General features: G+C 70.7%; 9 protein-coding genes. 5 read left to right on the top strand and 4 right to left on the bottom strand.

Annotation, left to right across the window (positions count from 1 at the left end; translation table 11 throughout):
• The first annotated feature begins 32 nt into the window (after positions 1-32).
• Positions 33-617: an O-methyltransferase gene (locus tag WMF19_RS08915; RefSeq protein WP_437898691.1), complete on the top strand. Its 585-nt coding sequence runs from the start codon at positions 33-35 to the stop codon at positions 615-617.
• 35 nt (positions 618-652) lie between these two features.
• On the opposite strand, the gene WMF19_RS08920 is transcribed toward WMF19_RS08915, so the two are convergent.
• Positions 653-2491 carry a prolipoprotein diacylglyceryl transferase gene (locus tag WMF19_RS08920; RefSeq protein WP_437898692.1) on the bottom strand — a complete coding sequence of 613 codons (1839 nt, stop codon included), beginning with the start codon at positions 2489-2491 and terminating at the stop codon, positions 653-655.
• The gene (locus tag WMF19_RS08925; RefSeq protein ID WP_437898693.1) at positions 2488-3888 is read right to left on the bottom strand and encodes a hypothetical protein; all 1401 of its coding nucleotides are present in this window, start codon (positions 3886-3888) and stop codon (positions 2488-2490) included. Before WMF19_RS08925 ends, WMF19_RS08920 begins: the two co-directional genes overlap by 4 nt.
• A gap of 353 nt (positions 3889-4241) precedes the next feature.
• Between WMF19_RS08925 and WMF19_RS08930 the strand changes: the two genes are divergently transcribed.
• Positions 4242-4478 carry a hypothetical protein gene (locus tag WMF19_RS08930; RefSeq protein ID WP_437898694.1) on the top strand — a complete coding sequence of 79 codons (237 nt, stop codon included), beginning with the start codon at positions 4242-4244 and terminating at the stop codon, positions 4476-4478.
• 131 nt (positions 4479-4609) lie between these two features.
• On the opposite strand, the gene WMF19_RS08935 is transcribed toward WMF19_RS08930, so the two are convergent.
• On the bottom strand, positions 4610-7963 hold the full coding sequence (locus tag WMF19_RS08935; RefSeq protein ID WP_437898695.1) for a P-loop NTPase fold protein: 3354 nt from the start codon (positions 7961-7963) through the stop codon (positions 4610-4612).
• 235 nt (positions 7964-8198) lie between these two features.
• On the opposite strand from WMF19_RS08935, the gene WMF19_RS08940 reads away from it, so the two are divergent.
• Positions 8199-8570: a VOC family protein gene (locus WMF19_RS08940; RefSeq protein WP_437898696.1), complete on the top strand. Its 372-nt coding sequence runs from the start codon at positions 8199-8201 to the stop codon at positions 8568-8570.
• Between the two features lie 124 nt (positions 8571-8694).
• Here the strand turns inward: WMF19_RS08940 and WMF19_RS08945 are convergent, their stop codons facing one another.
• The gene (locus tag WMF19_RS08945) at positions 8695-9555 is read right to left on the bottom strand and encodes an NAD(P)H-binding protein (RefSeq protein ID WP_437898697.1); all 861 of its coding nucleotides are present in this window, start codon (positions 9553-9555) and stop codon (positions 8695-8697) included.
• Positions 9556-9728: 173 nt separating this feature from the next.
• On the opposite strand from WMF19_RS08945, the gene WMF19_RS08950 reads away from it, so the two are divergent.
• Both WMF19_RS08950 and WMF19_RS08955 read left to right on the top strand, forming a co-directional pair.
• Positions 9729-10667, top strand: a complete 939-nt coding sequence (locus tag WMF19_RS08950) for a LysR substrate-binding domain-containing protein (protein ID WP_437898698.1) — start codon at positions 9729-9731, stop codon at positions 10665-10667.
• Positions 10668-11151: 484 nt separating this feature from the next.
• The gene (locus tag WMF19_RS08955; protein ID WP_437898699.1) at positions 11152-12186 is read left to right on the top strand and encodes a DUF2278 family protein; all 1035 of its coding nucleotides are present in this window, start codon (positions 11152-11154) and stop codon (positions 12184-12186) included.
• The last annotated feature ends 441 nt before the right edge of the window (positions 12187-12627 follow it).

Raw genomic sequence — 12627 nt, forward strand, 5'->3', positions numbered from 1 at the left:
GCGCGACTGGCCGCGTGAAGAGGGATCGGGTCATGAAGGATCTAGAGAATTTGAGGCCGCCTGCGGCGCTCGAGGAGATCGAGCGGGCCACCGCGGAGATCGGGTTTGCCATGGCCAGTGACAGGCAGACGGGCTCGATGCTGCGTACGCTCGCCGCCGCCAAGTCGGGCGCTTTCCTCGAGCTCGGGACCGGCACGGGCATTTCTACGTGCTGGATCCTCGATGGCATGAATGCCAGTTCCACGCTCGTCTCCGTGGAGCACGACGAGAAGGTCCAGGCCGTGGCGCGCCAGCACCTCGGAGGCGACCCCCGCCTCACGCTCAAGAACATGGATGGCGAAGCCTTCTTGCGCTCCGCCCTGGGTCAGCAATTCGAGCTCGTTTTTGCCGATACATGGCCGGGCAAGTACTACGCCCTCGACGAGGCGCTGAGCCTGATCAAACCCGGCGGGCTCTATGTCATCGACGACATGCTCCCTCAGCCCAACTGGCCTGATGACCACGCTCCCAAGGCGGCAGAGCTGATCGCCGCTCTCGAGCGACGCCAGGATCTCGTGCTGACCAAGCTCTGCTGGTCGTCAGGGCTCATCATCGCGACCAGGATCGGTGGCGCCTAGAGAACGGCCGCGCAAGGCAGCTCCAGCGACGGCTGTCACAGCAATCCTGCGCCGGCCCAGAGCCCGGGCTCGTACGCCACGAGCGCGTCCACGTCGTCCGAGGCGAGCACGAGGAAGCTCAGGGGAGAGAAGCCGATGAGCAGGTGCGAGGTGATCGGGAACTGGATCCCCCACCCGAAGCGAGCGCCGAAGGCGCCGACGCTCTCGAAATAGGGGGAGTCGAAGAAGATGCGGTGATAGCCCGGCGTGATCCCGACCGACATCTCGACGTGCGATCCGACCCCCATCACGAGCCGGAGGGGCACGCCGACTGCGAGCTGGTTGACGTCGGTGGTCGAGACGGTCCGGAGCTCGGCGCCGACCTCGAAGCGGCGCGTCTCGCTCAGGCGGAGGCGCGCGAGGACGTCGAGATCCACGGACATCCCGTCCTTCACCGCGAAGCGCCCCGGCACGAAGTAGCCGGAGATCCCGAGCGAGAGCGCCATCCTCCGCGCGTTGGCCTCCGCCTGATGACCCGTCGCGGGCTGCTCCGCAGCGGGCCCCGGCGTATCCGGGGTGCGCCGCTCCGGCTGTGCGGCAGCCGCGGGCGAGGGAGAGGGGGACGCGGGGTATCCTCCCGCGGGCGGCGGGTAGGGGTAGGCCGGGGGAGAGCTTCCCGCGGGCGGCGGGTAGGGGTAGGGCGCGGGGTACCCGCCCGCGGGCGGCGGGTAAGGGTAAGGCGCGGGGTACCCGCCCGAGGGCGGCGGGTAGGGGTAGGGCGCGGGGTACCCGCCCGCGGGCGGCGGGTAGGGGTAGGGCGCGGGGTACCCGCCCGCGGGCGGCGGGTAGGGGTAGGGCGCGGGGTACCCGCCCGGGGGCGGCGCGTACGGATGGGGCGTTGGAGCCGGCGACGGCCTCTGAGCAGGCGCCGGAGCCGGCGCTGAGCTCGCGGCCTCGGGCTTCGCCGCCTCGGGCTTTGCTGGCGCGGGCGGCGCGGGGCGAGCCGGCTGGGCCGCGGCCTCGCCCGCGGCGAGGCTCAGGGAAGCGAGCGCCACCAGCGCGGGCGCCACGGCGGCGGCGCGCCGCGCTCGCAGCGCGCGGCGCGCCAGCACGACGGCCGCCGCGAGCCCCAGCAGGAGCGCCAGCGAGACGAGCTGGCCGGTGCTGAGCCCCCCGTACACGCCGCGCCCGGCGTCCCCTCGGAGGAGCTCGACGAAGAACCGGCCCGCCGCGTAGAGCGCGAGCCATGTCCCGAACGCGCGCCCATCCCGGTGCCCCCGGACGAGCCAGAGGGCGGCGATCGCGCACGCCATCGCCCCGAGCGCCGCCTCGTAGAGCTGCGTGGGGTGCACGGGCAGGCTCGGCGCGCCGAGGGGCACCCAGCCGGCCGCCGCGTGGTCCGCCGCCGCGGGGCTGCCGGCGGGGAACCGGACGCCCAGCGCGCCCCCGGTGACGCGGCCGTAGTCGCACCCCGCGAGGAAGCACCCGGTGCGCACGCAGGCGTAGGTGATCCCGAGCCCGGGCACGAGCCGGTCGAGGAACGGGAGCACGGCCGCGCCGCTGCGGTAGAGGACCAGGCCGGCCACGGCGACGCCGGCGATGAGGCCCCCGTAGGCGGCGCGGCCGGCGTGGAGCATCGGACCCCACGAGCCCCCCGCGAGCGCCTCGGGCGCGGCGCGCAGCGCCTCGAAGACGTAGCCGCCGAGGAGCGCCGCGACGTAGCCCGAGAGGAGCGCCCGACCCTCCACGGCCACATCCCCCCGATCCCGGCGCACGAGCCAGAAGAACGCCGCCGCCCCGAGGAGCCCCGCGGCGGCGACCATCACCGCGTAGGTCGGCGCCAGCCACGGCGGCAGGCCGTGGCTCGCGAGCCAGAGCATCACCGCCCGGTTCACGGCCGCCTCCGGATGTGCAGCAGCATGTAACCCGCGGGCAGGAGCAGCCAGAACGCGGCGCCGAGGGGCACGGGCGCGCCCGGGTGGCCTCCTCCGGGATCGCGCCGGCCGGCGCTCAGCTTGCAACTCGAGTTGCTGCCGGTGGATGGATCGCCGTTCTTGCAGTTCTGGTCGCAGTCGCGGCAGTTCTGGTTGCAGTCGTGGCAGTTCTGGTTGCAATCGCTGCAGTTCTCGTTGCAACCCGAGACGTCCTCGTTGCAGCTGTCGCAGCCGCCGCCGCAGCTGCCGCAGCCGTCGCCGCTCGACGTGCCGCTCGGCGCGCTCGGGGTGACGGCCGGGACCGTCGGGCTGCCGTACTGGAGGCAGCGGTCGAGCACGGCCATGCAGCCCTCGTCCCCGGCGAACGCCGTCGCGCCGTCGCGCCCCGCGATCGGCAGCGCGGCGCACGCGCCGCTGCCCGCGGAGAGGACGCACTCCTTGACCCCGTCGATGCTCAGCAGCGCGAGGACGCAGAGCGCCTCGGCGTTCAGCGCCCCGGCGTTGACCCAGGAACACTCCGCCTGGGCGTCCGCGAACGTCGGGTCGGTGCGGTCGTGCTCGCACGGCCCGGCCACGGCGCAGGTGCACACGTCCCGCACCTCGGCGGCGCACTCCGCGACGGACGAGGGGAGGTGATAGGGGTTGACGCGCACCGATCGCGGCGCGCTCCGGGGCCACGCGGGCATCGCGGCGCCGCCCGGGTCGGTGGGGAGCGCGGGCGCGTCCTTGGGCGAGAGGGCGCTCAGCGCGACGAGCCACGCGGCGTTGACGTACACCGTGTGATCCTGGGCGATGACGCCCGCGGGCAGGCCGGTGACGCGGACGAGGTCCTGCGCGTCCGCGCGCCGCGCGAGCTCCGCCAGGATCTCGCCCGCCCGGCCGCCGAGCGCCGCGTCCTCCAGCGGCGCGGTCTCCGCCGACGCCGGCGGCCCCGCGAGGGCCGGCGCGGGTCGAGCGAGCGCCCCCTCGGGCCCGCGCCCCGCCGCGACGGGCGTGACCGAGCGGAGCACGAACCCGTCCTCGGACGGCTCCAGCGCGCCGAGGACGATCGCGTCCTTCCCCACCTCGTCCCGCGCCGCGTCCGCGCTGCGGACGAGCGCGGGGACGCTCGCGATCTCCGCGTCGTCGATCGCCGTCTCGTCTCCCTGCTCGCCGTGCGCTTCCTCCAGCCGCACCGCCACGTCGCGCAGGATCTCTTCCGGCAAGGCGGCGAGGACCTCCGGCGCGGCGCTCAGCGCGTCGCGCAGCGGGAGGTCGTCGTACGGCGGTGTCTCCGCGCCGCACGCGCCGAGCGCCGGGAGCGCCAGCAGCGCGACAGCACGAGATATCGCTCTCTCGATGAAAGCCTTCGTTCGCATACCCCTCCCTCGAACCCCATCAGGCGCGCGAAGCCCGACTCGGTGCGCCCTGCTCGACCGAGCGAGCGCGCATCAGGCAGGCGAGGCGCCTGCGACCACGGTACCAAAAGATCACCCCGCGAAGATCGCCTTCATCCAGGGGTGAGCGATGGATCCCTGTGTGCGAGCAGGCGCTCGGTGTACCCGCCATGGCGTCCATCCCGCAGGAAGGGGGCTCTCAGCGCTCGATCCGCCGGCGCGGCCGGCCGCGCTCGGCTCGCCGGTTCATTCACCGCGAGGGCGCAATGTCGCCTGGGGCACCGTTCGCGCCGGGGGCTCTGGGAGAGAACCGTGCGCATCCGGACCTCTCGCTGATGAGTGCCTTCATCACGATCATGGGCGCTGGAGCCGGCCTGTGCCTCGCCACCAGGACCTGGAATCAAGCTACCTGGATCACCGGCCTCCTCGCCATCGGCGGCGCCAGCTATGGCCTCACCCGGGTTCACCAGCCCTTCGATGCGCTCGTGATCGCGAGCCCGTACGTCCTTTCGGGGATCGCGTTCGTGATCACGGGAGCGCGGCGCGACAGCGCTCACGCCGTCGCGGGCTGACGCGGTCGCCATCTCTGCGGCCGCGCAGGATCCATCAGAAGAATGCGCTCGCCTTCACCTCCGATCGTGCGCGCCGCCCGCGTCCGTCGCCAGGGCTCGCGGCCGCCGGCGGCGTGACACGGCCGTCCTGTTCAAGATGCCTTCGCGCTGCTCGTGCCAGAACGAGAGGGCGACGGCCGCGCCCATGTGTGCCAGTCGTGACCCGACACCAGCGAATAACGCGCCACCTCCTCCGGCTCCCGCGCGCACTCCCCCACGGTGACAGCCACGTTCAGGCCCTGGAGCGTCGCGTGCAGCCTCGCCCACTCCTCGTGCACATAGGCGGGCTCGCCGTCGAGCGCCTCTCGTTTTCTGACGGCTTCCACGAAAGACTGCTCCCGGTCGTCGAACGGCTCCGTTCCTTCATGGAGCGCGCGGAGCAGCGCCGAGGCGACGACCGGCTGCCCGAACAGGATGGCGAGCATGAGCAAGCACGACTCGGACCGCCGCTCCCGCTCGAACCGATCGAGCGCCGCCGCGTCCTTGCCGGCCTTGATCACCCGATAGACGTTCACCAGGCGCTTGGCGATACGCGGCGTCGGCAGCAGCGGCACCAGCCGGCAGATGAACTCCTGCTCTCCTTTGTCGATTCGCACGGAGTGGGCGGGCAGCGCCTTGGGCGCTGGGCCGACCGTCGCCCAAGGTGTCCCGGCCGCGGCCCGCTCCGGCTCCGCCTGGATTGTCTGCGTTCCTGCCGGAGCGGCGCCTGCACGCTGGGTCACCGTGCGCGGCGCCCCGGTGGCTCGCGGGGGGGCGCCCTGCGTGACCTTTCTCTTCTCGGCCCCGGCGCCGGCGCCGGCGAGGAACGCCACGTACTGGCTGAAGTACTGGGGATCCATCGGGCTCAGCGCATAGGTGATCTGGAAGATCTTCTCGAGGTAACACTGCGGCGTGGAGGCGCGGAGCGGACCGTCGGTGGCGACCAGCAGATCCCGGTAGTGCACCTCGAGGGCGCGGATGAGCCAGCGCGAGTCCACCGCCACGACGACGACAAAGAGGTCGAGCGCGAGCAGCAGGTGGATCGCCTCCAGCGTGTTCACCACCTGGTCCGGACGGCAGCGATCGAGGTCGTCGACGTAGAGCACGATGCGGTCGAAGGGCTCGATGTCGTCCTGAGCTCCCTCGCCGGCGTCCTCCTGTGGCTGCGATTCCCGCAGGTCCTTCATGTACGTGGACAGTTTGCGAAAATCCTTGTGGACGAGCGCGATGATGCCTTGTTGTGATCGGTACTGCGTCGACTGGACGCGCTCCTGCAGGAATGCGCCGAGCCTGCGCCGGGGATCGAGCGTGGCCTGCTGGTTGAGCAGCTCGCCGAGCCGCGCCTTCGCGGCGGCGACGCTGGCCTCGGCGCTCTCGAGCTCGCGCCGGGCATTCGTGAGCTCGTCGATCGTCTCGTCGCTCTGCTTCTTGAGCTCCCGGTCGTACTCGTCGCGGATCTCCGTGAGTTTGTCCGCGAGCCCGGACACGTTGCTGCTGGCCGCCTGGAGCGGGCCCACCAGCGCGCCCACGGCTCCGATGAGCGCCGCCGCCCACTTGACCACCTGAGCGGCCCATGCCGCCGGGAAATACGCCTCGACCAGGAGCCACACGCCCACCACGGCTGCGGCCATCAGGGCCGTGGGGAGCGCGATGTACCGGAGCGGCCTCTCCAGGAGAGCCGCGACGACGAGGCGCAGCCGGTTGCCAGAGTCGGCCAGCGACCGCGCGGCGGCGTCGACTGCGTTGATGGTGTCGAGCGGCTCGTGAAACCCGGCGGCCTTCGCGATCTCCGCGAGCCTCTCGCGCGTGATCGATCTGGCGTACTGGAACCATGCCAGCTTGCTGCGCCGTCGCTCCAGATCCTTCTCCGCTTTCGCGAGCGCCGCACGCCCGAGCGCGACCTGCGTCTCCGCCTCGTGCACCGCGCCCCGGGCCTCCTCGATCTTCTCCAGCAGCTTTCGGCGCGCCTCCTCTGGCGATTTCTCGTGGTCACGGGGCGAGATCTTCTCCCAGATCTCGTCGAAAATGTTCGTGACCAGGCTGGCCCAGAGGTTCGCGTCCGACGCGTGCCAGGCGTTGAACTCGATCTCCACGGGCTTCGTGTAAAGCTCGGGGTGCCGCTCTCCCTTGAGCACGGCGATCTGCTTCTTGATCTGCTCGATGAAGAACGACTTGCCCGACCCCCAGTCGCCGAGCAGGCCGATGGAGAGCGGCGCCTCCACGTCCCGGTCGAGGATCAGCCGGGCGAACGCCCGCGCCTCTGCTTCGATGCCGAGCTTGTCGTCGCCGCTGTCGGTCTCCGTGGCGTAGCCGGCGCGTCGGGGCCCTGGCAGCGGCACGCCCGCCGCCCGCCACCACCCATTCCATTCATCGCGCGATCGGTGCTCGGCGTCCGACGAGACGAACGCATGCCAAAGGTCGCGCATCACGTCGAGCGAGCGCCCCGCCTTCTCCAGCGTCGCGGCGGCCTCGCCGCTGCAGAGCAGGGCCGCGGTCACGAGGTCGCGGCCCCACACCGGGTGCGGCGCGGTCTCGCCGGCGCGCGGGCGCTGCGCCCATGCGAGCTGGCGGCGCAGCTGCTCGTCGAGCCTGCCTGCGTCGAGCGCGAGCACCGCTGACTCGTCGCCGGCGATCAGCTCCTCGGAAGCGATCGTCTGATCGGAGGCGATCGGCGACCGACGCCGGCGGGCCAGCGGCGCCATGCGCGCGAAGCGCTCGAAGGCGGCAGAGCCTGCCTCCTCGGACACGTTCACCACGGCGGTGAGCACGTGTGACGGGAGCACTTGCTGGGAGCCGGCCAGCGCGAACGCCTCCTTCAGCGCCCGGACCACCTGGGACTCCAGCCTCGGATCGGACAGATCGAGCGCCGCCGCGTCGGACGGCGGGGCCGCCGTCGTCGCGGGAGGAGCGCTCGCCGCGGGGGCAGCCCAGCCCTCGTGGGGGTAGCGCTCGGCCATCAACCGCGAGAACGCCGCAGCCCAGGTGGCGCGAGCGATGCCCAGCTCGTGGAAGTCGCCCTCGTGGTAGTCCGGCAAGGTAAGATAAGCCGCCAGCACGTGTCGCGTGTCGACCGGCGCCGCGTGGGCGCGCGCGCGCCGCTGGCCCTCGTCGAGCGCCCGGCGGGCGGAGCTCGACCGCGGCAGGGGCCGCGCGAGCAGCGCGGATTCGTCGGCCGCGGCGAGCCGATCGAGGTCTTCCCGACGGAGCCCACGACGGTGCAGCAGCACGTCCAGGCCAACGCTGGGCCGATCGATCTGCGCGCGCAGCCACTCACCGACCTCGTCGGGCGCCGTGACCAGCCCGATGAGCAGCGAGGTGAACGACACAAGGAAAGGATCCTTGCCCTGGTTCACCTCCGCGGCTCGGCCCACCGCGGCCGCCAGCGCGTCGCTGACCTCGACCGATTGCGGCTTCGCCTCGCCATCGTCGAGGAACTGGATCGTCGTCGTGGTCGTCGTCATGCTCATGGCGAGTCCAGTCCTGCAATCGCCGCCCCGCACCCACCTCGTGGAAGAACACGATCACCCTGCCGAAGCGCGGGAACCGCGCCTCGCGGGCAGTGGCCATGCTACACGGCTCTCCGCAGGCCTGGGTCGCTTTTTGCGCGCGCCACGCGCGATCGAGGCAGGTCGGCATGGCGCTCGGGGCACCCGACCCTGATCAGGCAACGAAGACGAATCATTTCAACGAACGGAGAGATCGATGATCGGATATGTCACGCTGGGCACGAACGATCTGGAGCGCGCCGCCCGTTTCTACGACGCCTTGCTGGGCGAGCTGGGCGCGACGCGGCTCTGGCAGCTCGAGCGGATGATCATCTGGGCGGTGAAGCCGAACGCGCCTGCGCTCGCCGTCGCCCTGCCCTTCGACCGCCAGCCGGCCACGGTCGGCAACGGGGTGATGGTCGCGCTCGTCGTCGATAGCCCGGCCAAGGTGGACGCGCTCCACAGGAAGGCCCTGGAACTCGGCGGCAAGGACGAGGGCGCGCCGGGGCCGCGCGGACAGAGCTTCTACGGAGGGTATTTCCGCGACCTGGACGGCAACAAGCTCAACTTCTTCACCATGGTGCGCTGAGCTCCGGCGCCCGCCCCTCATCCGCAATCGGCCTCGCGCAGCGCCGCGAGGCGGCGCTCGTCTCTCGAAACAACCGCTCGGAGCAGGCCCAAGACGACCTGCTCTTCGAGGTGCGCCCCGTGCCTCAGCGTGACAGGCGCGCCGTCAGGTAGTGGCGCATGGACATCGGCGCCCGGCCGAGCAGGCGCTCCAGGGTCGGATCCACCGCGGCGAACTCGCGCTCCCGGCTCGCCGCGAACATGCCAAGGAGCAGGTCTGCCCGTTGCTCGGGGACGCCGTGAGACACCATGTCTTCTCTGAACGCTCGATCGCTGACGGTCACCCGCGTGATCGGGCGCCCGAGGAGCTCCGAGGCGATCGCCGCGATGTCGGCGAGGTCGAGGGCCCCGGAGGCGGTGAGCGGCGGTGTCAGCCCGTCGAGGCGCGCCTCGTCGGTCAGCGCGATCGCCGCCGCGTCGGCGAGGTCGCCGTGCTCTGTCCACGAGACCGGGCCGTCTTCTGGCGCGACGAGCTTGCCCGTCTCGAGCGCCCGCTCGAGGAGCATCAGCGCGGACGCCGCATAGAACCCGTTGCGAAGCGAGGTGAAAGCGACCCCCGACCTTTGCAGCAAGGCCTCGGTGGCCGCGTGGTCGCGCATGGGCTCGAAGCGGGACGCCGGGCTCGAGCCCATGTGGCTCGTGTAGAGGACGCGGCGGGCGCCCGCCGCGCGCGCCGCTTCGAGCGCGGCTTCGTGCTGGCGCACCGCGGCCTCGCCTGCGCTGTTGATGGAGACGATCAGGACGTGCGAGGCGCCCTCGAACGCGTGGCGCAGGCTCGCGGCGTCCTCGAAGGCCCCCCGGCGCACGCGGACGCCGCGCTCGGCGAGCGCGCTGGCCTGCTCCGGGTCGCGCACGCTGACGCCGAGCCGAGCGGCGGGCACGCGCTGAAGGAGCCGCTCCATGATGGCTCGGCCGAGGTGACCGTTGGCTCCGGTGACGATGATCATGACAACCTCCTGCTGCGCTCGGCGCAGCGACCCTGCGCGGTCATCCCAGGGATCACGCGGACGCGGCGCCCCGTGCTCCGCGTGGCCCGGTGACGATGGGCTTCTTCACGTGGTCGAGCCTAGCGCCGGCCACCGGAGCGCATTAGTGTGCCTGGAGGGAAGGGACTGTTGTCGTGGACGCACGAATCGATCTGGACCTGAACGACGCCGCGCTCCTCGTGCGGGTCGTCCGGACGCGCAGCTTCTCGGCCGCCGCCCGCGAGCGCGGCGTGCCGGTCTCCACGGTGAGCCGGCGCATCGCGCGGCTCGAGTCCGCGCTCGGTGTCCGGCTCCTCGAGCGAACCACGCGCCGGCTGGAGCTGACCGAGGCCGGGCGCGCGTACTTCGGCCACGCCGAACGGGCGATCGACGATCTCACGAGAGGCACGCATCACGTCCGCGAGCTCCAGAGTGAGCCGCGAGGCCGCGTGCGGATCGTGGCGCCGATCGCCCTCGGCGCCGCGGTGGCGAGCGTCGTCTGCACCTATCTCGCGAAGCACCCTCACGTGTCGGTCGACCTCGAGATCGATTCGCGGCGGGTCGACCTCCTCGCCGGGGGCTTCGATATCGCGATCGTCCCGGGCCACGTGGACGACACAACCGACTTCGTGGCGCGAGAGCTCTGGCGGGCGACGCGGAAGCTGCTGTATGCGAGCCCGCTTTACCTCGAGGCGCGGGGCGTTCCCCACCGGATCGAGGACCTCGCGCGTCACGATTGCATCGCGGTGCACGCGACCGACGGAATGGCGGCGTGGACGCTCGGGCAGGGGCGCCGGAGGCGGCGTGTCGCCTTCGAGCCCCGCTTCTATGTGAGCGAGTCCTCCGCCGCCTACCGCGCGACGCTCGCGGGCGTCGGTATCGCGATGCTTCCGGAGGTGTTCTGCGCCGAGGACGTGGCCGCGAAGCGTCTCGTCCGCGTCCTCAAAGGCTACGAGGCCGAGGCCGGAGGCGTCAGTCTCCTCTATCGCGCGCATCGAGCCCTGACGGCCGCCGTCCGGACCTGCATCGACCACCTCCTCGGGGAGCTGCCGGCGACCGACCCGGCGCGCGCCGGCCGCAGCCGCCGCGAGTAGGTAGTCTCAGCGCAGAGGTGACGGCCCCGGCGAGATCCGTCGCGGTCGAAATGGCCCCGGTGATTGCACACCGCTTGAAGCGCGCCTGGCGCGGCGCGACCAAATCGATGATGAATTTGATGTGCCTGTAAGGAGCGTGCGCCTCGGCTTGGCATTGGCCGCTCGAGAGACGATGGGGTTCCGGCATCAGCTCCCTGGATTTCCGCTAGCTTTCGCAGCTAGCTTTCCGCAAATGGACCGTTGCGTGACAGGGCGGCGGACTTTCAGAGTCCACGGGCAGTTCAGCCTTGACTTCAAAAAAAAGACGGCTTCACATGGTGTAGAACGCGCTATCGCGCGTTCCATTCAACACCCGTCGGTCACCGGCCCCAAGGGGGAGCGCACGCCGGATGACCCATCACCATTCGAGGCAGTGAAGTAGGGTCTTGATACTATCTCACAGGCGGGCACCGGCCGTGCTCAGCCGATGAATGCCGGAGGCAACATGCCGCTGAAGAGCTATGGCGTATTGAAGGGTACAGTCATCGATCGGCGCCTCGCGTCGGGGGCGAACCCGCACTATCAGATCCACGTCGTGGACGACACGATCGACTATCGCATCGCGGTGAATGTGCAGTCGCAGGACGGCTCTCAGGTCGAATACGTCGTCAAGTCACACTTCGCGCACCCGCTGCTTCAGGAGGTCCACGAGCTGACGCGGGGCTTCCATCGGCTGGAGAGCAAGCCGGGTGGGCTCGGGCTCGACTTCATCCGGGGCAACCTCGTGGATCGGACGGAGTTCGTCCCGCTGCCCTTCTCCGCCCCAGGCCCTGACAACGACCTCAACGAGAAGCTCGATCACTACGTGCAGCGGGCGATGGCCGACGAGACGGCGCTCCTGTACGCCTTCGGGGAGCGCTGGGGTCCGGAGAGCGGGACCAAGGACAAGATCTTCGGCTTCCTGCCCGGAAACGGCATCCACGATATCCACATGAACCAGGGCAACGACGCCCGCTTCAAGAAGGACGATGGTGTCTGGCAGGACGGCGGCCTCCTCATCCACTTCCCGCGTGGGGACCAGTGGGTCGCGATCTTCATGAAATTTCAGACGCAGGCGTGGCACACCGATGACCAGACAGGGCATACGCTCGACGTCCCTGTATCCGGACCGCCGTCCGATGTGACCGGTGGAGGCGGTGAACTCCCCACGGTAGAGCAGCCCGACGGGATCGTGCGGATCGTCGCCGCCCTCGTGAACGACACGCGCACACCCGAACGGGAGACCGTTACACTGTTGAATACGTCGAACCGGAAGATCAACCTCGGTGGCTGGTCGCTGGCCGACAAGGCCAAATCGAAGATGGCGCTTACCGGAGAGCTTCAGCCCGGTGGGCTGACGACGGTCGTCGTCCAGGCTCCGATGGTCCTCTCCAACAAGGGCGGGATCATCACGCTGCTCAACGCGGAAGGGCTGAAGGTCGACGGCGTGTCCTACACCAAGCAGCAAGTGAGCAACCCAGGCTGGACGATCGTGTTTTGAGGCCAGTCCAGGGCGGGGGACAGCTGCCATGATGGCCCGCGTGGGCCCCCGCGGGAGCTCCCGGAGCACGGAGGAGGCGCTGCCCCCTCCGCGCCGGTGCGCCTGAGACACCGGGCCCCAATCGACGCCCCGCCGCCGTCCCGACCCTTCACTCCACAGGCTGCGAGAGCGCGTCCTTGCGTGCGGTCCTTCGCACGTGGCGAGCGTTAACGAGACTGTTGCCAACCGTCCATCGGATTGACGCAGCGGCGCGCAGCGGGCGCGCCGTTCAAGCGTTCTTCCGCCGCATCGCCTCTCCGGTGCTGCTGACATGCCGAGAATTCCATCGAGGCCCTTGATCCGGGCATGCATAGGTGCCAAAACTCGACCGCCCCGATTCAACATGGCTGTATTCGCGCGAAGAAGCATCGCGCCGAGGCGGCGCTCGGAAAGGTGTTCACG

The sequence above is a fragment of the Sorangium sp. So ce124 genome, assembly GCF_051525235.1.
GTDB classification, from domain to species: Bacteria; Myxococcota_A; Polyangia; order Polyangiales; family Polyangiaceae; genus Sorangium; species Sorangium atrum.